At 62.2% G+C, this 22,345-nt stretch carries 23 protein-coding genes; 14 read left to right on the top strand and 9 right to left on the bottom strand.

Annotated features, from left to right (window positions below):
• Window positions 1-28 precede the first annotated feature (28 nt).
• The 8 genes from NP825_RS06510 to ychF all read left to right on the top strand — a co-directional run bounded on the left by NP825_RS06510 (window position 29) and on the right by ychF (window position 6,022).
• Window positions 29-229 (top strand): helix-turn-helix transcriptional regulator, encoded by a 201-nt coding sequence (locus NP825_RS06510; RefSeq protein ID WP_257549590.1) that lies wholly within the window; start codon window positions 29-31, stop codon window positions 227-229.
• Window positions 230-233: 4 nt separating this feature from the next.
• Window positions 234-860, top strand: coding sequence for a hypothetical protein (locus NP825_RS06505; protein ID WP_257549588.1), 627 nt, complete (start codon window positions 234-236; stop codon window positions 858-860).
• Between the two features lie 62 nt (window positions 861-922).
• Window positions 923-1,861: a TraB/GumN family protein gene (locus tag NP825_RS06500; RefSeq protein ID WP_257549586.1), complete on the top strand. Its 939-nt coding sequence runs from the start codon at window positions 923-925 to the stop codon at window positions 1,859-1,861.
• On the top strand, window positions 1,858-2,754 hold the full coding sequence (locus NP825_RS06495) for a TraB/GumN family protein (protein WP_257549584.1): 897 nt from the start codon (window positions 1,858-1,860) through the stop codon (window positions 2,752-2,754). Before NP825_RS06500 ends, NP825_RS06495 begins: the two co-directional genes overlap by 4 nt.
• Before the next feature lie 386 nt (window positions 2,755-3,140).
• Window positions 3,141-3,767: a 50S ribosomal protein L25/general stress protein Ctc gene (locus NP825_RS06490; protein ID WP_257549582.1), complete on the top strand. Its 627-nt coding sequence runs from the start codon at window positions 3,141-3,143 to the stop codon at window positions 3,765-3,767.
• A 168-nt stretch (window positions 3,768-3,935) separates the two neighbouring features.
• Window positions 3,936-4,505 (top strand): aminoacyl-tRNA hydrolase, encoded by a 570-nt coding sequence (pth, locus tag NP825_RS06485; protein ID WP_257549580.1) that lies wholly within the window; start codon window positions 3,936-3,938, stop codon window positions 4,503-4,505.
• The gene (locus NP825_RS06480) at window positions 4,502-4,921 is read left to right on the top strand and encodes a GNAT family acetyltransferase (RefSeq protein WP_257549577.1); all 420 of its coding nucleotides are present in this window, start codon (window positions 4,502-4,504) and stop codon (window positions 4,919-4,921) included. Before pth ends, NP825_RS06480 begins: the two co-directional genes overlap by 4 nt.
• A gap of 3 nt (window positions 4,922-4,924) precedes the next feature.
• Window positions 4,925-6,022 (top strand): redox-regulated ATPase YchF, encoded by a 1,098-nt coding sequence (gene ychF / locus NP825_RS06475; protein ID WP_257549575.1) that lies wholly within the window; start codon window positions 4,925-4,927, stop codon window positions 6,020-6,022.
• A gap of 208 nt (window positions 6,023-6,230) precedes the next feature.
• Here the strand turns inward: ychF and NP825_RS06470 are convergent, their stop codons facing one another.
• A complete protein-coding gene (locus NP825_RS06470; protein WP_257551319.1) occupies window positions 6,231-6,632 on the bottom strand; it encodes a MerR family DNA-binding protein in 402 nt (133 codons plus the stop codon).
• A 32-nt stretch (window positions 6,633-6,664) separates the two neighbouring features.
• On the opposite strand from NP825_RS06470, the gene NP825_RS06465 reads away from it, so the two are divergent.
• The 3 genes from NP825_RS06465 to NP825_RS06455 are packed head-to-tail and all read left to right on the top strand — an operon-like array spanning window position 6,665 to window position 9,510.
• The gene (locus NP825_RS06465) at window positions 6,665-7,411 is read left to right on the top strand and encodes a MauE/DoxX family redox-associated membrane protein (protein ID WP_374046535.1); all 747 of its coding nucleotides are present in this window, start codon (window positions 6,665-6,667) and stop codon (window positions 7,409-7,411) included.
• A gap of 55 nt (window positions 7,412-7,466) precedes the next feature.
• A complete protein-coding gene (locus tag NP825_RS06460) occupies window positions 7,467-9,038 on the top strand; it encodes an alkaline phosphatase (RefSeq protein WP_257549562.1) in 1,572 nt (523 codons plus the stop codon).
• Window positions 9,039-9,051: 13 nt separating this feature from the next.
• Window positions 9,052-9,510, top strand: coding sequence for a MaoC family dehydratase (locus tag NP825_RS06455; RefSeq protein ID WP_257549560.1), 459 nt, complete (start codon window positions 9,052-9,054; stop codon window positions 9,508-9,510).
• Between the two features lie 13 nt (window positions 9,511-9,523).
• On the opposite strand, the gene NP825_RS06450 is transcribed toward NP825_RS06455, so the two are convergent.
• Window positions 9,524-11,065, bottom strand: coding sequence for a recombinase family protein (locus NP825_RS06450; RefSeq protein ID WP_257551317.1), 1,542 nt, complete (start codon window positions 11,063-11,065; stop codon window positions 9,524-9,526).
• Window positions 11,066-11,333: 268 nt separating this feature from the next.
• Between NP825_RS06450 and NP825_RS06445 the strand changes: the two genes are divergently transcribed.
• Both NP825_RS06445 and NP825_RS06440 read left to right on the top strand, forming a co-directional pair.
• Window positions 11,334-12,458: an anhydro-N-acetylmuramic acid kinase gene (locus NP825_RS06445; RefSeq protein WP_257549558.1), complete on the top strand. Its 1,125-nt coding sequence runs from the start codon at window positions 11,334-11,336 to the stop codon at window positions 12,456-12,458.
• Window positions 12,455-13,336 carry a BadF/BadG/BcrA/BcrD ATPase family protein gene (locus NP825_RS06440; protein WP_257549556.1) on the top strand — a complete coding sequence of 294 codons (882 nt, stop codon included), beginning with the start codon at window positions 12,455-12,457 and terminating at the stop codon, window positions 13,334-13,336. Before NP825_RS06445 ends, NP825_RS06440 begins: the two co-directional genes overlap by 4 nt.
• On the opposite strand, the gene NP825_RS06435 is transcribed toward NP825_RS06440, so the two are convergent.
• Genes NP825_RS06435 through NP825_RS06425 form a run of 3 tightly spaced genes read right to left on the bottom strand, consistent with a single transcriptional unit; the run spans window position 13,308 to window position 16,539 of the window.
• Window positions 13,308-14,372, bottom strand: a complete 1,065-nt coding sequence (locus NP825_RS06435; protein ID WP_257549554.1) for a protein O-GlcNAcase — start codon at window positions 14,370-14,372, stop codon at window positions 13,308-13,310. The two genes, NP825_RS06440 and NP825_RS06435, sit on opposite strands and share 29 nt — an antisense overlap.
• Window positions 14,369-15,505 (bottom strand): N-acetylglucosamine-6-phosphate deacetylase, encoded by a 1,137-nt coding sequence (nagA, locus tag NP825_RS06430; RefSeq protein WP_257549552.1) that lies wholly within the window; start codon window positions 15,503-15,505, stop codon window positions 14,369-14,371. Before nagA ends, NP825_RS06435 begins: the two co-directional genes overlap by 4 nt.
• Window positions 15,502-16,539: an SIS domain-containing protein gene (locus NP825_RS06425; protein WP_257549550.1), complete on the bottom strand. Its 1,038-nt coding sequence runs from the start codon at window positions 16,537-16,539 to the stop codon at window positions 15,502-15,504. Before NP825_RS06425 ends, nagA begins: the two co-directional genes overlap by 4 nt.
• A 65-nt stretch (window positions 16,540-16,604) precedes the next feature.
• Between NP825_RS06425 and NP825_RS06420 the strand changes: the two genes are divergently transcribed.
• Window positions 16,605-17,981 (top strand): FAD-binding oxidoreductase, encoded by a 1,377-nt coding sequence (locus NP825_RS06420; RefSeq protein WP_257549547.1) that lies wholly within the window; start codon window positions 16,605-16,607, stop codon window positions 17,979-17,981.
• Here the strand turns inward: NP825_RS06420 and NP825_RS06415 are convergent.
• From NP825_RS06415 to NP825_RS06400, 4 genes are read right to left on the bottom strand one after another with little or no spacing between them, the layout of a single operon-like run.
• Window positions 17,978-19,063 carry an acyltransferase family protein gene (locus NP825_RS06415; RefSeq protein WP_257549545.1) on the bottom strand — a complete coding sequence of 362 codons (1,086 nt, stop codon included), beginning with the start codon at window positions 19,061-19,063 and terminating at the stop codon, window positions 17,978-17,980. The two genes, NP825_RS06420 and NP825_RS06415, sit on opposite strands and share 4 nt — an antisense overlap.
• Window positions 19,060-19,803 (bottom strand): GntR family transcriptional regulator, encoded by a 744-nt coding sequence (locus NP825_RS06410; RefSeq protein WP_257549543.1) that lies wholly within the window; start codon window positions 19,801-19,803, stop codon window positions 19,060-19,062. Before NP825_RS06410 ends, NP825_RS06415 begins: the two co-directional genes overlap by 4 nt.
• On the bottom strand, window positions 19,800-20,696 hold the full coding sequence (locus tag NP825_RS06405; protein ID WP_257549541.1) for an N-acetylmuramic acid 6-phosphate etherase: 897 nt from the start codon (window positions 20,694-20,696) through the stop codon (window positions 19,800-19,802). The genes NP825_RS06410 and NP825_RS06405 overlap by 4 nt, the downstream gene beginning before the upstream one ends.
• A complete protein-coding gene (locus tag NP825_RS06400; protein WP_257549539.1) occupies window positions 20,689-22,251 on the bottom strand; it encodes a sodium:solute symporter in 1,563 nt (520 codons plus the stop codon). Before NP825_RS06400 ends, NP825_RS06405 begins: the two co-directional genes overlap by 8 nt.
• Window positions 22,252-22,345 lie beyond the last annotated feature (94 nt).

Genomic DNA, 22,345 nt, shown 5'->3' with positions numbered 1-22,345 from the left:
AGTCAGGGACGCATGACGGATACGGCGTGTGAACAACAAGTTGAAGGTACTGCGCGCGATGCGCAACTGGAGCCAGGCGGAACTTGCCGACCGGCTCGACGTGTCGCGGCAGGCGGTGAACGCGATCGAAACGGGCAAATACGACCCGTCGCTGCCGCTCGCCTTCAAGCTGGCCCGTTTGTTCGCCATGCCGATCGAGGAGATTTTCGATGACGGCCATGAAGGATAGGATGATGGTCACGGAGCCTCAGGAACCGCGCGCGCCGGGATTCATCTGGCCGACGCTGATCTGCTTTGGCGCGATCTTCCTAGCCGGCATCTTCGCGGGCTATAGCAAGGCCGCCGCGGAAGCGGGCAATGCGACGCTCGCGCCTTGGGTCGGGCCGCTGATCGCGGCTGCGCTCGGCATGGCGGGGCTCTTCTTCTATTTCCGCCGACACGCGGACTGGTTCCGTGCCCTGTCGCGCCGCCGCCGCCGCTATTGGACGGCGCTGGGCCTTGCCGCGGTGATCGGCGGAATCGTCGGCGTCTGGGCCTCGTTCGATCAGCCCGCAAATCGCGGCGCGATCGAGATGGCGTTCACCGGGGCGCTCAGCGCGAAGTTCGCGATCGGCGCGTCGATCCTGTGGGTGATCGGGCTGCTCGTGTCGATGGTCATCTATCATCGCTCGATCGACGATCATGAGGAGCGTGCCTGGCTGTGGGCCGGGCTTGCCGGCTGGTATGCCTTCATCTTTCCGGCCCCCGTCTGGTGGGTGCTCCACCGCGCCGGCCTTGCTCCGCCAGCTGATGCGATGCTGTTGTTCCTGCTGTCGATGGTCGCGAACGCCATCGTCTATCTCTGGCTCAAATTCCGCTGACTTTCGCTTTCCCCTCCCCTATTTCCATCCGGCCATAAGGCCATGACTGAAAGGTGTTTTTGATGAAAAGCTGGTTCAAGACGTTCGTTGCAAGCTGCGCGGTGGTTCCCTTTGCCGCCTGCGCGCTGACTCCCGGCAACGTCGCCTTTGCCCAAGAAGCCGCGGTCGCCCCGGCCCCGGCAACCGCGACGGTCGCCGCCAAGCCGGGCCTGTGGGCGGTCAAGGACGCCGACACGACCATCTATCTGTTCGGCACCGTCCATGTGCTGAAGCCCGGCCTCGGCTGGTTCGACGGCGCCGTGAAGCAGGCGTTCGACAAATCGGACGAACTCGTCCTCGAAATGGTACTGCCCGAGGATCAGGCCGAGGCGGCGAAAGTCACCATGCCGCTGGCGATGGACCAGAGCGGCACGACCCTGTCGGCCAAGCTCGACCCCGACGCGCTCAAGGCCTATCAGGCCGCGCTGACAGGCCTCGGCGTGCCGGTCGCCGCCTTCGACGCGTTCAAGCCGTGGTTCGCAGCCGTTACGTTGTCGGTCCTGCCGCTGACCAAGCTCGGCTATGATCCGACGCAGGGTGCCGAAATGCAGCTCACCGCAGCCGCCAAGACGGCGACCAAGCCGATTTCCGGCTTCGAAACGCTCGAGGAACAGCTCGGTTTCTTCGATTCGATCCCCGAGGACGGGCAGATCGCTTTCCTCAACGCGACGGTGAAGGATATCGACAAGCTCGCTCCCACGCTCGACACGATGGTCGGACAGTGGAGCAAGGGCGACACCGACAATCTGGCCGCGACGATGAACGAAAGCATGGCCGCGACCCCCGAACTGACCAAGATCCTGCTGTGGGACCGCAATGCCCGCTGGGCCGACCAGATCAAGGCGCGGATGGACAAGCCCGGCACGGTCTTCGTCGCGGTCGGCGCGGGCCACCTTGCGGGACAGAAGAGCGTTCAGGACTATCTGAAGGAACGCGGACTGAAGGCGACGCGCGTTCAGTGACGCAGATCGGGACCGATATCCCGACAAGAAGGGGTCGCCGCCTTGCGGCGGCCCTTTTGCCGCTACTTCTGATCGCGTGCCAGGCGGAGCCGGCGGTCGAGGCGCGGCCGGCGATGTGGCTGGTCGCCGATGACGACACGCGCATCTATATGCTCGGCACGATGCACGCGCTGCCCGCCGGGACCGATTGGGACGAGGGCCAGGTCGCCGCAGCGATCGGCAAGGCCGACGAGTTGATGCTCGAACTGTCGCCGGAGCAACTCGCGGACGCCGGCATGGTCTTTCAGGAGCTTGCACCGCGCGTCGCGCCGCTGGCGATGCGCGCGCGCCTGCCCGCCAAGGCGTTCGCGGGCTATCGCGCGATTGAGGGAGACGAACCGCTCGGCGGCGACGGCCTCGACGATTGGGCGGTGCTGGTGCTGATGGGACAGCGCGTCGCGGCGCGCGCCGAGCTGTCGTCCGCCGACGGGGTCGAGGCGGGGCTGACTACTGCCTTTCGGCACGCGGGCAAGCCGGTTCGCGGGCTCGAAAGCGCGAAAGCGCAACTGATGCTGTTCGAGACGCTCGACCCCGCCACCCAGCGCGCGCTGCTTGTCCGTGCGGCCGCGAACGCCGATCGCGCCGAACGGGACGTGATCGCGATGGCGGCTGCCTGGTCACGCGGCGACGTCGATGCGCTGGCGAAGATCGTCAACGAGGACGTCGACCGCGTTCCCGCCGCGCGCAAGGCGCTCCTCACCGACCGCAACCGGCGCTGGACCGCGTGGGTCGAGCAGCGCCTGAACCGGCCGGGCACGGTGCTGATGGCGGTCGGCGCGGGGCATCTGGTGGGCGATGACGGCGTGCCGGCCATGCTGGCGGCCGAGGGGTATCAGGTGGTGCGGGTGCAGTGAGTGAACGGGAGATGGCGGCTTTGGGGTGGAGAGCGGCCTTTTCCCCACTTTCGTCATTCCCGCGAAAGCGGGAACCCAGAGTGGGGTCAGCCGATGCACGCTCTGGGTTCCCGCTTTCGCGGGAATGACGAAGATAAGAGATGCTAAGCGACTTTCAGACTCTCGTCATCCCGGACTTGGTCCGGGATCCATTCATCCGGCGCCGAGAGAATGGATCCCGGATCAAGTCCGGGATGACGATGCAAGATAGGTCCGCTCCCGGTCGAGAAGCGGCCATCCCCCTCCCCGCTTGCATTTCCGCCGCTTCCCCGCTATGCGCCCGCGCTTCCGTCATGGTCATCCCTGGAGGCGTGGCGGAACTGTGTAACCGAACTCGGAGAATAACTATGAGCGATCAGCTGACGCTGACGGCCGAGACGCGCGAACGCGGAGGCAAGGGAGCCTCGCGCGAGCTGCGTCGTAATGGCCGCGTCCCCGCCGTCGTCTATGGCGGCAAGGAAGAACCCCTGATGATCCACGTCGAGGAAAAGCTGCTGATGAAGCAGCTGATGACGGGTCACTTCATGAACTCGGTCGTGATGATCGACGTTGACGGCAAGAGCATTCGCACGCTGCCGAAGGACGTCGCTTTCCATCCGGTCAAGGACCGTCCGATCCACGCCGACTTCCTGCGCATTTCGAAGGACGCCAAGGTCCATGTCGAAGTGCCGGTCGTGTTCGCGAACGAAGAAGCCTCGCCCGGCCTGAAGCGCGGCGGCGTGCTGAACATCGTTCGCCACGAGCTGGAACTGGTCTGCGAAGCGGACAAGATCCCCGACGAGATCACGATCGACGTCACCGGTTTCGATGTCGGCGATTCGATCCACATCAGCAATGTGACGCTGCCCAAGGGCAGCGAAAGCGCGATCACCGACCGCGACTTCACCATCGCGACCATCGTCGCTCCGTCGGCGCTCAAGTCGAGCGACGGCGACACGACGAAGGACGAGGGCGAAGCCGCCGAAGAGGCCTGATCGCCTGAATAGGAATAAAGAGCAGCATGCACCCGCGAAGGCGGGTGCCCATCACCGGACGGCTCAAGATAGCACCGGCCGGTGATGGGTCCCCGCTTTTGCGGGGACACGGCTGCTTTATTCGACAATGCTATCGTCATCGCTCTCGCGGCGGGGAAAGGCACTGTCATGCAGCTCTGGGTCGGCCTCGGCAATCCCGGGCCCCAATATGCGATGCACCGTCACAATGTCGGCTTCATGGCCGCCGACGTCATCGCCGACACGCACGGCTTTTCCACCCCGGTGAAGAAATTCCAGGGCTGGATTCAGGACGGCCGTATCGGCCGCGAGCGTGTCCTGCTCCTCAAACCCGGCACCTTCATGAACGAAAGCGGCCGCAGCGTGCGCGCCGCGATGGATTTCTACAAGCTGACGCCGCAGGACGTCACCGCCTTTTACGACGAGCTCGACCTTGCACCGATGAAGGTCAAGGTGAAGCGGGGCGGCGGGGCGGCGGGGCATAACGGCATCCGCAGCATGATCGCCCATATCGGCGACGATTTCCGTCGCGTGCGCATCGGCATCGGCCACCCGGGGCACAAGGACCGCGTCACCGGCCACGTCCTCGGCAATTATCACAAGAGCGAGATCGAGCCGCTGACCGACCTGCTCGGCGCGATCGCCGCCGAAGCGGGCTGGCTCGCCGACGGCGACGACGTGCGCTTTCAGAACGATCTCGCGCTACGCCTGCAGCCGTGACGGCGATCCGCGCCGCGACGCCCGCCGATCGCGACGCCGCGGTCGCCCTTTGGGAAAGCTGCGACCTCACCCGGCCGTGGAACGACCCCGGCGCCGATTTCGATCGCGTGCTGGGCCACGACGCATCGACGATCCTGCTCGCCGAAGCAGAAAGCGCGATCGTCGGGACGATCATGGTGGGCTTCGACGGGCATCGCGGCTGGGTCTATTATCTGGGTGTGCGGCCCGACCGGCGCGGGACGGGCATCGCGCGCAGACTGCTCGACGAGGGCTGCGACTGGCTTCGCGCGCGCGGCTGTCCGAAGGTCGAATTGATGGTTCGGGATGGCAATCCCGCCACGGGGCTCTATGAGCGCCTCGATTGGGAATATCAGCCGGTGCGCGTCTTTGCGCGATGGCTTGGTCAAAAGGGTTAGAAAATGGGTTTCAAATGCGGGATCGTCGGGCTGCCCAACGTGGGCAAGTCCACTCTGTTCAACGCGCTGACCGAGACGCAGGCGGCGCAGGCGGCGAATTATCCCTTCTGCACGATCGAGCCGAACATCGGCAACGTCGCGGTGCCCGACGCGCGGCTCGACAAGCTCGCCGCGATCGCGGGCAGCCAGAAGACCATCCCGACCCAACTCGCCTTCGTCGACATCGCGGGGCTGGTGCGCGGCGCGTCGAAGGGCGAAGGGCTCGGCAACCAGTTCCTCGGCAACATCCGCGAGGTCGATGCGATCGTCCACGTCCTGCGCTGTTTCGAGGATGACGACATCCAGCATGTCGAGAACAAGGTCGATCCGGTCGCCGATGCCGAGACGGTCGAGACCGAACTGCTGCTCTCCGACCTCGAAAGCCTCGAGAAGCGCGTTCCTGCGTTCGCCAAGAAGGCGACGGGAGGCGACAAGGAAGCCAAGGCGGCGGCGTCGGTGCTGGGGCAGGCGCTTGACCTGCTGCGCGCCGGCAAGCCCGCGCGGCTGACCGAGCCGAAGGACGTCGAGGAGGAGCGCATCCTCCGCCAAGCGCAGCTTCTGACCACCAAGCCCGTCCTCTATGTCTGCAATGTCGAAGAGGGTAACGCCGCGACCGGCAACGCGCACAGCGAAGCCGTCTTCGCGCGCGCGAAGGCCGAAGGCGCGCAGGCGGTGATCGTCTCGGCGGCGATCGAGAGCGAATTGGTCGGCATGGACGCCGACGAGCGCATGATGTTCCTCGAAGAAATGGGGCTACACGAAACCGGGCTCGCGCGCGTGATCCGCGCGGGCTACGAGCTGCTCCACCTGCTGACATTCTTCACCGTCGGGCCGAAGGAAGCGCGCGCGTGGACCGTCCACGAGGGCGCGAGCGCGCCCGAGGCGGCGGGCGAGATTCACAGCGATTTCCAGAAGGGCTTCATCCGCGCCGAGACGATCGCTTTCGACGACTATGTTACGCTGGGCGGCGAAGCCAGGGCGCGCGAAGCGGGCAAGCTGCGCGCCGAGGGCAAGGGCTATGTCGTGCAGGACGGCGACGTGATGCACTTTTTGCATAGCTGACACCGACTTCGCCCCAAAAGGGCGCAGGGCGGTTTTGGGGTGGGAATCTGCCCCTCCCCACCTTCGTCATTCCCGCGAAAGCGGGAACCCAGTGTGGGGTTAGCCGACGCACGCTCTGGGTCCCCGCTTTCGCGGGGATGACGAAGTTAGGAGAAGCCGGGCGGCCGTAATCGGTCGTTAGCGGCGAATCCGTTTCAGCCTCCAAGCCTTACGGCTCGAACGCCGTCAGTATCGGGCATGGCCCCACATCGCTCGCCGCGCATTGGTCGGCGAGCCTGGCGAGCGCCGCGCGGGTTTCGGTCATCTGCGCGATCTTTTCGTCGAGCGCCTCGATCCGCTGGCGCGCCAGCGCCCGCACGCGGATGCGGTCGTCGCTTTCCTCCAGCGCGAGCAGTTCCGAAATCTCCTCGAGCGTAAACCCCGATGCCTGTGCCGCGCGGATGAATTTCAGCCGCCGCACATCGTCCTTGCCATAGCGGCGGACGCCGCCGCCCCAGCCGTCGCCGCCGCTGCGGACCGGCGTGCCCATCAAGCCGCGGCGCTGATAATAGCGCACCGTTTCGACCCCGACCCCGCCCGCGGCGGCCAATTTTCCGATCGTGAGTTGCATCGCTTGACTCCGTACCATGGTACGGATCCTATATGGGGCGCATGACGAAACAGGCAATCCTCCATCGCATGGTCATGCCGGGGCATATCTGCCCCTATGGCCTCAAGGCAAAACATCTTCTGAAAAGCCGCGGCTTCGCGGTCGACGACCGCTGGCTGACGACGCGCGAGGAGACCGACGCGTTCAAGGCCGCGCAGGACGTCAAGACGACCCCGCAGACCTTCATCGATGGCGTCCGCATCGGCGGCTACGACGATCTGCGCCGGCATTTCGGGTTGAAGGTCGCCGACCCCGACGCCACGAGCTACACGCCGGTGATCGCGCTGTTCGCGATGACCGCGCTGATGGCGCTCGCGGCGGGCTTTGCCGTCGACGGCACCCCTTTCACGCTGCGAGCGGCCGAATGGTTCATCTCGTTCAGCATGATCGTGCTCGCGCTGCTGAAATTGCAGGACGTCGACAAGTTCGCGACGATGTTCCTGAATTACGATCTGCTCGCGCGGCGCTGGGTGCCCTATGCGAGCATCTACCCTTTCGCCGAGGGACTGGCGGGGGTGCTGATGACCGCGCACGCCCTGCCCTGGCTGTCGATCCCGGTCGCGCTCTTCATCGGCGGCATCGGCGCGGTGTCGGTGTTCAAGGCGGTCTATATCGACAAGCGCGACATCAAATGCGCCTGCGTCGGGGGCAGCAGCAAGGTGCCGCTCGGCTTCGTCTCGCTGACCGAAAATGTCATGATGATCGCGATGGCGCTGTGGATGGCGCGCATGTGGTTCTGATCGGATAGCTGGGCTATGCCGCTGGCATTGAGTCGCCCTTGCCCGTGGAGTGCCCATGCTGAACCGCCGCCATTTCCTAGCCACCGCAACGCTCGCGGGCCTGTCCGCCCCCGCGATCCTGCGCGCGGAAGCAGGTTTCTTTCGCGATTTTCCGTTCAGCCTGGGCGTCGCGGCGGGCGATCCGGCGAGCGACGGCTTCGTCATCTGGACGCGGCTCGCGCCCGACCCGATGGAGCGGCACGGCGGGATGCCGCTGGTCAATGTGCCGGTCGAGTGGGAAGTCGCCGAAGACAGCGGCTTTCGCACCATTGCGGCCAAGGGCACCGAGCTCGCGCGCCCCGAACTCGGCCACAGCGTCCATGTCGAGGTCGCGGGACTGAAACCCGACCGCCCCTATTATTACCGCTTCACCGCGGGCGGCGAGCGCAGCTTGCGCGGGCGCGCACGCACGCTTCCTGCTGTCGGCGCGCGCACCGACGCGCTGAAATTCGGTGTGTGTGGCTGCCAGCATTATGAATCGGGCTTTTACGGCGCTTATCGCCACCTCGCGCGCGAAGACCTCGCCTTCGTCTATCATTATGGCGACTTCATCTATGAATATCAGCAGGACTATATCTTCCCCGACGGCCTGCCGGTGCGGCCGGTGCGCAAATATGCGCTGCGCGGATTGCAGGATCTGAACGATTTCCGCACCTCCTACACCCAGACGCTGCTCGACATCGACATGCAGGCGGCGCGATCGGTCCACGCCTTCATCTCCTCCTTCGACGATCACGAGATCCGCAACGACTGGGTCTCGGTTTACGACGACTGGAAGATGGGTCTCGACGGCAACGATCCCGACGCGCCGCCGCCCGAGGTTTTCATGCTGCGCCGGCAGGCAGCGTTTCAGGCGTGGTACGAGCATATGCCGGTGCGCAAGGCGCTGCTCCCCAAGGGCGGCTTCATCGCCGCGAACCGCGAGCTGCGCTATGGCGACCTTTTGTCGATGCAGATCCTCGACACGCGCCAATATCGCGACAATCAGCCGTGCGGCGACGGCTTCAAGCCCGCCTGCCCCGACGTCTTCGCCAAGAATGCCGAGGTATTGGGCAAGGCGCAGGACGATTGGCTCGCGAAGAATCTGGCAAGGGGCGGCGCGACCTGGAACGGCATCGCGCAGCAGGTGACGATGATGTCGCTCGATCGCCGCCGTGACGAAAGCGAGCCGAAGAAGATTCTGAACCTCGATAGCTGGGCGGGCTATGAAGCGCCGCGCGAGCGGATGCTGTCGCGCCTCGCGGGTCTCAAGAATGCCGTCGTCATCACCGGCGACGAGCATCAGAATTTCTGCGGCGACCTGATCCTCAAGGACAAGGTCGTCGGCGCGGAGTTCGTCGGCACCTCGATCACCAGCGGCGGCGACGGCAGCGACCTGCGCAAGGGCACCGACGTCTTCCTGAAGCTCAACCCCGAGCTCAAATTCGCCAACGATCTGCGCGGCTATATGGTCTGCGAGGTCAGGCGCGAGGCGTGGCAGACGCATTTCATGACCGTCGACAAGGTGACGACGCCGGTGAACACACTGTCGAAGCGCGCGACGGGCGTCGTCGAAAATGGCGTCGCCGGGATCAAGATGTCGGCCTGATCGGGGAATTATCTTGCTTTACTACGAAGATATCGAGGTCGGCGTCGTCCGGCGTTTCGGCAGCAAAGAGGTGGTGCGTGAGGAAGTGATCGACTTCGCGTCCAAATATGACCCGCAGCCCTTTCATCTCGACGACGAAGCGGCGGCGCAGACCTATTTCGGGCGGCTGTCGGCGAGCGGCTGGCATACCGGCGCGATGATGATGCGGATGATGGTCGACGACATGAAGCAGCACGAACAGGCCGGGCTCGGTTCGCCGGGGATCGAGGATCTGCGCTGGCTGAAGCCCGTCTATCCGGGCGACACGTTGCGCTGCGAAAGCGAAATATTCGAAAAGCGGCGGTCGGGGAGCCGCCCCGAAATGGGGATCATCCAGTCGCGGATGACCGTGTTCAACCAGCATGACGAGCCGGTGATGACGATGCGCTCGGCGGGGCTGATCCGGGTGCGGGACGTGGGCGGCACGGACTGACCCTCTTCATCCGTCATCCCCGCGAACCCGAGGCCACCGATGTTATAACTCGGCTGGCGTCGGGTGCGGGATTGTCGTTAGCGAAGTCGAGTATCCCCATCAACGACCCGTGAAGGGTAGCATGAATTTCGCCGCGATTCGCGCCGGGATGCAGGACGATCTTGCCAACGAGCGAGCGAATGTCGCTCGAAGCATCGAGCCGCGTTTCAGGGTCCGTAAGTGTTGCGGTCAGCCGTTCCACCTTGCGCTTGTAGATCTCGGCGATGCCGGGATGGATGTCTGGAACGTCCTGCGGCGCCTTCGCAAGACGCGCGGTGATTTCGGCTTTTTCCTGTTCCAGCTCGGCTATGCGCGCCTTCATGGCGGGCTGGTATAACCCGTCCTCGATGGCAGCCATGATGCCCGCGACGGCTTTGTCGATCTTCGCGAGCGCGCGCTTGTCGCCATCAGCCTCGATCCGCCGCTCGCGGTTCTCGCCGTTGATTTGCGCCGTATAGGCCGCAACAGCGGCGTCGATCTTGTCCGCCGACACAAGACGGTCGGTTATGCCTGCCAGCGCCCGGCGCTCCAATATCTCGCGCCGGATCGTCCGACCGTTGGCGCAGGCACGACCGCGATGATGACCGGCGCAGCCGTAGCGGTCTCCCACGACGATCGCATAAACACCGCCGCAGACGCCGCACTCGAGGAGCCCCGAGAGTAGATAGGCGGGCCGACGAGCGCCATGCAGGGCGCGCGCCTGTGCCGCTTCCTTGATCCCCGCATGGCGTTCGGCAAGCGTCGCCTGCTGGCGCTTAACCGCTGCCCACAGGTCATCGCCGATGATGCGAAGCTCCGGAACCGCGTTCCTGACCCATTCGGCTTCGGGGTTGAGGCGCGTAACCCTCTTTCCGGTGCTGGGGTCTTTGACCGAATGTTTATGGTTCCAGACACGGACACCGACATAAAGTTCATTGTTGAGAATGCCGGTCCCTCGGCGAATATCACCGCGGATGCTGGTATCGCGCCAGGCCTTGCCCGCTGGCCCCGATATGCCATCGGCGTTGAGGTCGCGCGCAATCGCGAGCGGGCTCTTGCCCGCTGCGAACTCGCGGAAGATGCGTTCGACGATCAGCGCTTCGGCGGGATCGATCTCGCGCTCGCCGCGCACCAGCTCGCCTTCGCTCGAAAGGCGGCGGATCATCCGATAGCCATAGCCCACCGCGCCAGACGAGAAGCCCTTCTCGACACGCCCGCGCAAACCGCGATGGGTTTTCTTGGCAAGGTCTTTGAGGAACAGCGCGTTCATCGTCCCCTTGAGCCCGACATGAAGCTCTGAAATCTCGCCTTCGGCGAGCGTGATGAGCGGCACCCGCGCAAACTGGAGGTGCTTGAAGAGCGTCGCTACATCGGCTTGATCACGCGACACGCGGTCGAGCGCCTCGGCGAGGACAATATCGAACTTGCCCGCCTGCGCGTCGGCAAGCAGCCGCTGGATGCCGGGACGCAAGATCATGCTCGCACCCGAGATCGCTGCATCCTCATATGCGGCACGACAATAAGGGCAAAATTGCAGGATGCGAAAAGGCTGCGCTCAACGCAAAGAAGCGGGTGCGCTGCACGATCATGGTTGGACACCCAGAGATTTGATTGGCTCGCGCCTTCACCATCGTACCGTCGAAACGGCAACAAGTTGTTAGATGCCATCACATGGCTGCAATCCGGCGGCAAATGCGCTTTGCTGGCCACCGGAGGATTGAGTGGCGGCATTGTGGTCCGACATTAGCCTAGACCAAAGCCTTCAATTAATATATACCAATCCAATACCAATCTTGGATGGGCATATGGCGATAAAATTTGTTGTAGGACTTATGTCGGGAACCTCGCGCGACGGGGTTGACGCTGCGCTGATCAAAACCGACGGTCTCAATTCGGTCGATGCGGTGGCGTTTCAGTTTGAGCCCTACCCCGATGATCTGAAAGCCGTCATTGCGGATGCCTGCGATTTGGCCATGGCACATCCGCAGCGTGTACCCAGCCAGTCCATAGACGATTGCGAAAATTTGCTGGATCAGCGCCATCTTGCTGCCGTCGAAACTTTGCTTGAAACAGCCGGTGTACCAGCCAATGAGGTCGCGGTGATCGGGCTTCACGGCCATACGATCGCGCACCGCGCTGATCTGGGCTGGACCTGGCAGATCGGTCAGCCGGAGTTTTTGGCGAACCGGCTGAACATCCCGGTAATGTCGAACATGCGCCACTTCGATGTCATGTTCGGCGGCCAAGGCGCGCCTCTCATTCCCGTCTTTCACCGCGCGCTGTTTTCAGATGCGTCGCAGCCCGTGGCGGTGCTCAATCTTGGCGGCGTAGCAAACCTCACCTTCATCGGCACCGACGGCGCGCTGGTTGCGTTTGATTGTGGAATGGCGAACGCGTTGATCGATGACTGGATGGGTCAAAAAACAAACTATCCGTTCGACGTAGGTGGTGAATTCGCAGCCAATGGCACGATCGACGAAAGTGCATTGCTCGCGATGCTGGACCATCCGTTCTTTACTGCGCCAGCGCCCAAGTCACTGGACCGTAAAGACTTCAACCTAAACCCGGTAGCAGACCTGTCGGCGCCGGACGGCGCTGCCACCTTGACCGCATTTTCTGCCAAAGCCGTCGCCTTGGGCTTCCAGCAATTTCCTGCCAGACCACAACGCTTGATTGTCTGTGGCGGAGGACGCAAGAACGATACGATGCTCAAGATGATCGAGAAATATTCCGGAATCCCGACGGTGCTTACGGACGATCTGGGCTGGGACGGCGACGCGATCGAAGCGCAGGGATTTGCCTATCTGGCGTATCGCTGTCTCCACGGCCTGCCGATAACATATCCCGGCACCACAGGCGTTGCTGAACCCATGTCCGGGGGCGTTTTGACAAGGCCCGACCGGATGGCTGCTGGAAAAATCCCGGCATGACGTTATTTCTTGGAGTCGATGCCGGCGGCACCTCGAGCAAATCCAGGTTGACCGATGAGCACGGCAAAATTCTGGGATCGGGTCATGCAGGACCAGCCAATACCCGCATTGGCCTCGATGCGCTCCACGCCACGCTGCTCGATGTATCGATGCAGGCCATCCAGGCGGCTGGACTAAGCGCGGACGATACCGGCAAAATTCGCTGCGGAATGGGCATCGCCGGCATCACCCGCATGGGCATGAAACCGAAGATTCAGGCGCTGACCTTTCCATTCGCCAACGTCCAGTTCACCAGCGACGCCATGATTGCCAATTTTGGCGCGCATATGGGAGGTGATGGCGCGATTTTGATTATCGGAACCGGCAGCGTCGGCTTGGTCAAACGGGGCGAAGACAGCTTCAGCATCGGCGGCTATGGCTTTCCGATATCCGACGAAGGGAGCGGCGCGGCACTTGGCCTTAGTGCCATCCGGCACGCGTTGCGGGCGCTCGACGGACGGACCAGGCCGTCGCCGTTGAGCCAGGCCGTCACCAAGCAATTCGACCATGCGATTCCGCGAGTGATCGCCTGGATGGACGATGCGGCACCAGGCGATTACGCCAGCTTTGCGCCGCTGGTCATGGACTATGCGGACCTTGGCGATGAAATCGCCTTGTCGATCGTCCGCGATGCCGCGCTGCACGTCGAACGGTTTATCGAAACCATCATATCGCGCGGCGCGCCGCGATGCGTTCTGATGGGCGGACTTGCCGAGCGGATGAAGCCCTGGTTGCGCGTACGGATCGTCGCGCAATTGCATGAGGCCTTGGGCGATGCGCTCGATGGAGCCCTGATCCTGGCGGGCCGTCCTATTGGGTCCGGAGCATCTCGCCCGTGATGGCATAACCGCCGCTTAGCCAGTCGACGATCTCGCGCGCGGCCGGGTTGTCGATGGCCCCATATGTCCGGCAAAATTGCGCAGCCTCGTCGGCGATCCCCAACCGCCCGCGATCCTCCAGTGCATGGAGATCGCGCTGCAGCATCACGGCGAATTCGGCGCCGCCGATGCGGGTCGCTGCGTCCAGGAATTCGGAGGCGTAGCAATAAGCGTCGCCCTTGGCATAGCAGGACGGCAAGGTCAGCGCCGGGATGCAGTTCAGGATCGGCTGCGACGCGGGATTGATGGTATGATGCGCCAAATATGGCCCAATTGCTGCTGGACGACCCGTGAATGACCGCAAATGCAGATGGTTCGACATGCGCGGTCCGTCATTAACGGGATAATTGTCCCAAAGGGACGGTTTGCGGCCGAGGCGTTCGGCGACGCTGACCAAATGACCGATGCTTAATTCGCGCGAGCATACTTCCTCGCCGGTCCAGTAGACCGAAATCGAAGGGTCCAGCAGCTTGCCGAGCTTTTCCAGATAGGATTCGGGTCGTTGTCCGAACACGCGGTCGAGCAGCGGATCGTCGGAATAATAGCTCGGACACATGAAAACGCGCGATGCTTTGCTGCACCCTATCGCGCAATCGATTATTTCGGCCTGTCGCTCGGCAAGGTCGGAAAAATCGCCGCGCATGTCATCAAACAATATCACCAGATCGTCGATGCCGATCGTATCGAGATGGGCGATCTTCGCTTTTAACTCTTGCCGGGTCTTCCGGTCAAAATCGACATGCGCGCCATAAGGCGTCAGTCCGATACCCGACCGCATCTGGCGGCTTGCACAATGCCGGGCGAATTGCCGCAGATTTTGCGTCTCCGCGTCATCATGCAATTGGCGCCAGTCGCGGCGCAATTTGCCGTCAATCTTGGGTGCATAATGGAAGAAAGCATAGCCGACCGGTGCAAGTCGGTCGATCACTTGGCTGCGGTCTGCCCAGCTCCACGCCCGACCAAAATAGCCTTCGATAATGCCCAGTTCCGGCATCATGCTATGTCGCCGGCGATCCAGACATTCTGGATGTTCAGCGCGTCGTCCAGATGGACCAGGTCGGCCCGATAGCCTGCCGCTATCCGGCCATATGCGTTTCCGATGCCGATGAATTCCGCAGGGGTTGTACTCGCCATGTGCGAAGCCGACCCCAGGTCGGCGCGCATCAACTGCACGCAGTTTCGCAGCGCCTGGGCCATATCGAGATCTGAGCCCGCGAGCGTGCCGTCATTCGATCGCAGCATTCCTTTACTCGCCGTCACGTCGGTGCCCCCAACCGTGAAGTGCATAATGTCGGAACCGACCGTCGGCATGGCGTCGGTGACGAGCATCAGTCCCTCGCTGCCCTTGGCGCGATACGCCGCGCGCAGCGATGCCGGATGGACATGATGTCCGTCGGCAATGATACCGCAGACCAGATCGCTGTCCAAGCTCGCCCCCACGACCCCCGGCGCCCGGCTTTCCATCTGCGTCATCGCGTTGAACAAATGGGTGACGCCCGACAGCCCCTCGCCGATCGCCCGCTGCATGTCGTCATAGGACGCCAATGTATGCCCGGCAGCGACAACGACGCCGCCTTTTACAAGCGCAGCGATGGCACCTTCGGGCGCGAGTTCGGGCGCCAGCGTGACCAGCGTTCGGCCATATTTAAGCGAAGACAAAAGCACGACGGTGTCGGCATTCAGGGACCGGAATTTTCCGGCATCGTGAATGCCATGCTTGCGGGGATTAAGAAACGGGCCTTCGATATGAATTCCCACGATACCCGGAACGCCCGCCTGAATAGCGTCATCGACGGCACATATCGCCTTGGCGATGACGTCAAGATCATCGCTGATCAGCGTCGGAAGCATCGCGGTCGTTCCAAATTTTCGATGCGCCTTGGCGATCGAGATTATGCCGTCCACGGTCGGCGCGTCGTTGAACAGGACACCGCCGCCGCCATTCACCTGCGTATCGACAAAGCCGGGCAGAAGAACGCCGCCCTCCAGCGTCTGCACCGGCATAGTGTGCGGCAAGGCATCGGCGGCCTGCAGCATTTCAATCCGGCCGTCGCTCATGACCAGCGCGTGCTCGTCATACCATGTGTCGCCCGCAAATATGCGCGCGCCCACCAATGCGGTCTTGGTCATATTGTCTCGGTCACCTTTTGCAGCAGCGGCGGGCGATCGGGATCATAGCCTCGCTGCACGGATATGGTATTCACCATGGCGTAAAAGCTCTGCACCATCGCGATCGGAGCGGTGACGCTGTCGTGTTGCTCGGGAAGCCCGAGCGATACAGCCCGATCAAATTGCCGGCCCGCCACCGCTATTCGGGCGTCGCGGCCGAGGAACTGCTGGACAATGGGCTCCAATCCCACGGCGGCTTTGTCGGCCGGCGGAAATATCAGCAGCGGAAAGCCCGCCTTTACCAGTGCCATCGGGCCATGCATGACCTCGGCCATGCTGAACGCTTCGGCATGAATTCCGCTGGTTTCCTTGAACTTGAGCGCAGCCTCCTGCGCAATGCCGAGCGTCAGGCCACGGCCGAGGACGAACATGCTCTGGGCTGAGCTGAACATCTCGACCCCGGCCGTCCAGTCGGCCGCCCACGCCGCGCTCAACAGGTTGGGAAGCATTTTTACGGCGTCCTGTGTTTCTCTGGCCGCGGCCCATTCGCCAACGAGGTGCGCCAATGCACACAGGGTCGCGATGTAACTTTTGGTCGCAGCGACGCTTGTCTCGGGTCCGGCATGCAAGGGCACGACGATTTCGGCGAGATCGGCGAGCGGCGATTCAATATCGTTCACCAAAGCGATGACCAGCGCCCCGGCTTTTCGCGCCGCCTCTGCCGACAACAGGAGATCGGGGCTTTTGCCCGATTGCGAAATGACGATGAACGGCTGATTTTTCATATGAAGCAGCGGCGCGCCATGAATGGAGCTGATCGATGGAGCCTGCGACACGACGGGAATCCGAAGCCGCGTCTCGATCAGATATTTGGCATAAGTCGCCGCGTGATCGGAACTGCCGCGCGCGCATGTGAAGATGATCTGCGGGTTGAGAGCGCGCAGCCTTTGCGCGAGGTCGCAGATCATCGACGCGTTCAAGGCATATTGCAGGGCCGCAACTTCGCTGGCTTGCGATGCTTCGCGGTACATCAATGTTTGGGACGGATCCTTCATATAATACCTATATAATACCAATTTACGCGCGGGCGCAAGACTGCTATCAGGTCCACGGAGACAATATGGACAGCCTTGCAAACTCGCTTGCCGACCGGTTCGGTTCACGCCTTGTCACCGCGCCATCGGCGCGGGCGCAATATGCGCAGAGCGAAGGGTATCACGCCCATCAACCGCCGTCCCTGGTCGTTCAGCCAGAGACGGTTGAAGACGTCCAGCTGCTCGTGAATAGAGCTGCCGAAGAACAATGGTCAATCGTCGCCTATGGCGCCGGAACATCGCTCGAGGGCAATGCCGCGACTACCCATGCCAACAGTCTTTGTGTCGATTTCAGCCGCATGAACCGCATCCTGGAGGTCAGTGCCGCCGATCTTTTAAGCGTCGTCGAGCCGGGCGTGACGCGCGAACAGTTGAACGAAGATATCCGGGCCACCGGGCTGTTTTTTCCCGTCGATCCCGGTGCCAATGCCTCGCTCGGCGGAATGATTTCGACGCGCGCCTCGGGAACGACCACCGTCCGCTATGGCAGCATGCGCGAGAATATTCTTGGGCTGAAGGTGGTGACAGCCGACGGCAGCCTTGTTTCGACGGGAACACGTGCGCGCAAGTCCGCCTCGGGATATGACCTGACGCATCTGTTCACAGGTTCCGAGGGGACGCTTGGCCTGATTGTCGAAGCCAGTTTGCGGCTGCACGGCCAGCCAGACAGAATCCTCGCCGCAACATGGGACTTTGGCACGGTCGAGGGGGCGGTCGACACCGTCATCGCGACCATCCAGTCGGGCGTGCCGATCGCGCGGATGGAGTTGCTCGACGAGGCAGCAATCCGGGCCTGCAACCGGCAAAGCGCTTTGGGGCTGCCGGAAAAGCCGATGCTGTTCCTCGAATTTCATGGCTCGGAAGCCGGGGTGGCCGATCAGTTGTCGCTGGTCCGGCTATTGGGCGAGGGCAATGGCGGCGGCCAGCTTCGGTTTGCAACCGCGACCGAAGACCGCAATGCCCTATGGAAAGCGCGTCATCAGGCGCTTTGGGCTGCCAAAAATATGGTACCTGGAGCCGTCGCTTGGATTACCGATGTCTGCGTTCCGATCAGCCAGTTGAGCGATGCCATCACCCGCGCCAAAACCGCGATCGAAGCGTCGGGCCTCTTTGCGCCGATCCTGGGTCATGTCGGCGACGGCAATTTCCATATCTTCTTCATATTGCGGGCCGACGATGCCGCCAGCTGGGACAAGGCGCGCATCATCAATGACGCCATGATCGACCACGCCCTGTCGGTGGGCGGCACCTGCACCGGCGAGCATGGCATCGGGCTGGGCAAACGGCAGGCGATGCAACGCGAGCACGGCGCCGAGAGCGTTGCTACGATGCGGCGGATCAAGGATACGTTGGACCCGACGGGCTTGTTCAACCCGGGCAAGATATTCCTGGACAGGCACTAAACCTTGAGCACCCATCTGCGCCGCTTCAGCCATGGAAGAATCGCACAGGACATAGCCGCCGCAATGATGGCGTAGAGCAGCGATGTGACCGACGCCGGCAATCCGATGCGGGCGAGGCCCTGATATGTCACCTCCCATATCGTCGCGCCGCCGGGCAGCTCGCGGACAATGATCGCAATCAGCAAGGTGTGCACGACATAGAGCGTCAGGGCGGCCTGACCGAGGGTTACGGTCCAAAGCGCAATCTTGGTCTCGCCAATGCTGGACCAAATCGATTTAAGCCATGCCCAGACCAGGATCCCGATGCCGCAAGTGACCAGTGCGAAACTGGCGGTCCACAAATTCTTGTTCAGCGGCAACGCAGGCGTCAACGCCAGTCCTGCGACCAGCAGGATCAAGCCAGCCAGCGCCAGCCGCGCGTTAGAAACCTTGTTACCTTTGACCCAGCGCATCACCGCCACGCCAATCAGGCCATTGGCCGCCGCGGGCAGCGTCGATAACACGCCTTCAGGATCCCAGCTTTCTCTCAAGACCCGCCCCGGGATAAGGTTTTGATCGAGCCATCCGCTGATCCCTTCGCCGGGTTCCATGCCGGGCGGCGCGCCGAGCGGGGTGCCCACGTTCAGCAGCATCCACGCGTGGAAAAGGAGCAGCGACACGGCGACAAGCATAGGCAGAAGGGCACTTCGCCTTACGAATATCACCGCGGCGCAAATCAGATAGACGATCGCGATACGCTGCAAGACGCCCGTCCACCGAATGAGATCCGGATCGAGCGTTGGCCTGATCAGCCAGCTCAGGGCGACGCCGATCATGAACAGCAGAACTGCCCTGCGGCCAATTGCGGTCCAGCGGAAAACACGCCCTGGCTTGTCGAGCGCCAGCGGCGCCGACAGCCCGACGATCAGCAGGAATATCGGAAATACCAGGTCGGCAAATGTCAGGCCGTTCCACTCCGCGTGCCGGAGCGGGGCGAAGGCGGCCGCTCCATCCCCCTGGACGTTCACCAATATCATCAACAGCACGTCGATGCCGCGAAAGCTGTCGAGCGATGGATCGCGATCGGTGGCAGCCTTGTTCACAAAAGCACGAACGGCCCGCGCAGTTCGCTCACAAATTCATACCGTTCGCCGCGATAGGCTGAACGGGTGAATTCCACGGGCCGTCCATCGGCTCTTCGCGTGAGCCGCTCGATCCGCAGGATTTCGGTATTTTCCGGAATGGACAACAGGCTGGCTTCGGTTGACCCTGCCAGCGCCGCGCGGATCTTCTGCTTGCCGGTTACCGGCCGGTTGCCGCGCTGGTCGAGCGCTAGATAAAGCGAATTGCCCAAATGTTTGATATCGGACAGCATTTCGGCAGGAACCACCGCATTCTCGATGGCCAACGGTTCGCCTCCCGCCATCCGAACACGGCTCAGCCGCGCCACATCAGCGCCATCCGGCAACTCCAGAATCCGCGCCTCCTCTTCGGTCGCCGAACCGACCACTTTCATGATCCAGATCGTGTCCGTCGCTTCACCGCGGGCTTCGGCATCTTCGCTGAAACTGCTCAGAAACGAGCCTGGAGCCTGAATGCGCGGCGTCACATAGGTTCCGGACCCTTGGCGTCTCGACAGCAACCCTTCTTCGATCAGCAACTCGATCGCCTTGCGCACCGTGACTCGCGACGCGCCCATGATCTTGCAAAGATCACGTTCGGAGGGCAGGGCTTCGCCTGCACCGATCAGGCCATCCTCGATCTGCTGCCGCAAGCGGTGGGCAAGCTTCATGTAGATCGGCGAATTGCTGTGTTCGCTGCTATCCGCCGAGACTAAATTCACGACGCGCTGCCGTTCACGGCTTCGACCGCATCGCGTAATATGCCGCCATGGTCGCGCAGCAGCGCCGCTGCCGCCGCCGGGTCTTTTCCCAAGGCGATCAGCACCGCCGTCTTGATATCATTACCGGCCAGATGCACGGCCTCGATGGCAACAGCCTCGCTGCAATTGCTCAAGGCTCTGACAATGCCGAATGCCCTGTTGAGCAGCTTTTCGTTGGAAATGACCATATCCACCATCAGCCCGCGATACACGCGGCCAAGCCGCAGCATGATTGCAGTGGACAGAAGGTTGAGGATGGCCTTTTGCGCCGTTCCCGCCTTCATTCGCGTTGATCCGGCAATGGCTTCGCTGCCTGTCGCAGCCAATAAATCATGCTGCGCTGCATGAAGCAGTTCGGTTCCTGCGTTGTTGGCGATGGCAATCGTCAGTGCACCCGCTTCCTTGGCGGCGGTCAACGCCGCGATGGTAAAGGGCGTACGGCCACTGGCCGCGACGCCGATCAAGACATCGTCAGCGTTGATAGCCGATTCCCTGATCCTGGACCTGGCATCGTCGGCGTCGTCTTCCGCGCCTTCGGCACTGTCCACCAGCGCGTCGATCCCGCCGGCCATCAAATATAGCAGGCGCTCGGCTGGCCATCCGAAGGTCGGCCCCAGTTCGACGCCATCCTGAACCGCAACCCGTCCCGAGGTTCCGGCGCCCACATAGACTAGTCGGCCGCCCTTCTGCAGCCGCACGGCCGCTGCCTCTGCGGCCGCGGCTATCTGCCGGGTCTGGCTCTTCAACGAGGCAATGGCCGACATTTGCCCTTCGAGCATGGCTTCAACGGCTTCGGTGGTCGGCCAGCTATCGATGTCCGCAAATCGCGGGTTGAGGCTTTCGGTGTTAGGCATGCGCAATACTCGGCGTGGCGGATTTCGGTTGAGAGCCCATCAGGCACACGACCGTCGCGATGGCACTCCCGACGCACAGCTGCCAAGGGAATGCGATTGTTTTCATCGCGGCGGGCAAGCCCAGCGTATCGACAACATATCCCTGAAAAGCGACGATAGTGAGAAAGCCTGCAATCAGCGCGGCGATGACAGAGGTCGACGATCCGCGCTTTGTGAACAAAGCCGTAAAATAAACCCCGAGCAATCCTGAATATGCGAAGGCCATGACTCCCAGCACGAATTCCAATAGCGGCAAACTGCTGTAGCGCTGCCAATAATAGCATAGGATCGACATCGCAAACAGCGACAGCCCCAGCAACACCGTCGTCACGCGCCCAGCAAAGATGAAGTGTTTTTCGCCATAGGCGCCGCGCCGTTCTTTCCACGGCCGGTAGAAATCGTTGATCAGCACCGCGGCCATCGAGATCAGCCCCGAATTTATCGCCGCCGCCGCAATGACGCCCACCGTCACCAGGCCCCGGAGTCCCGGCGGGATCTCGCTTAGTATGAAATGCATAAAGACCGTGATCTTCTCGCCCTGAAACGTCTGAACCACCTCATTTCCAGCGAAGCCCATCAGATCGGGCCGCTCGTAAAATATGTGCAGCAGGGAACCGATGATCAGAAACAGGAGAATGACCGGGATGGAGGCCCAAACCGACGCATAAAGGGCGCGGCTGCCATGTTTGGCGTTGTCGCAGGCGAGCAGGCGCTGCGTTGTGTCCTGGTCGAGACCCGAATTGCCAATATTCAGAAGCACGAGTCCGGTAACAGCAGCAAATATTGAGAAAGGCGCGGTCAAGTTGAAGGACCAGTCAATCACCTGCGTCTTGTCCCCAGACGGCGACATAGTCAGACTATCGACTATTTCCGGTAGCGGGACCGGTATCTTGATCAGCAGAAAGACCAGCACCATGACGGCCGCCCCGACATAGAGAACCACCTGCACCAGATCGCTCCATATAACGGAATTCAGTCCGCCCATGAAGGTGAAGGCGAGGCCGAATATGAGCAGCGTGAACGACGCAATCACGATGTGCTCGGGCTCGACATCGAGAAACATGATCATGGAGACGGCTATGGCCGCCAGATAAAGTCTGGCCCCACTCGCGAAAATCCGCCCCACAAGATACATCGCCCCCGCCGCCCGGCGTGCCCTTATGTCGAAACGCTGCTCGAGCAGTTCATAAACGGTTGTGGCGCCGATCGCATAAAATCTGGGAATGAGCACTTTGGCAACGAACCAAGCGGCGAGCAACGCGCCGATTGTGCTGGTAAGATAGGTGTAGTTGCCCCGAAAACTATTGTCAGGCACGCCAAGGAAGGTGGCGGCCGATTGGACGGTCGACAACACCGACACCGCCACCAGCCAGGTCGGCGCGTGATGGCTGGCGAGGAAATAATCGTCAGCATTCTGCATGTTGCGCCGGGTCGAAAAATAGCCGGCGGCCGCAAGTATGCCGACGTAACCAGCCAATATGCCCCAATCCAGCGCCGTGAACTGCAATGGCGTCATTCGCCAAATCTCCCCATTCTCGGCAGCGTAAATGCCAGCAAGGCGAATGTCATGATGAATGAAGGTTTCGGGGGAGGATCGGGGAAGAGCGAAC

It is taken from the genome of Sphingopyxis sp. DBS4, from assembly GCF_024628865.1.
Taxonomy (GTDB): domain Bacteria; phylum Pseudomonadota; class Alphaproteobacteria; order Sphingomonadales; family Sphingomonadaceae; genus Sphingopyxis.
Note: the sequence above shows the minus strand (reverse complement) of the source record. Positions and strands in the feature narration are given on the sequence as shown.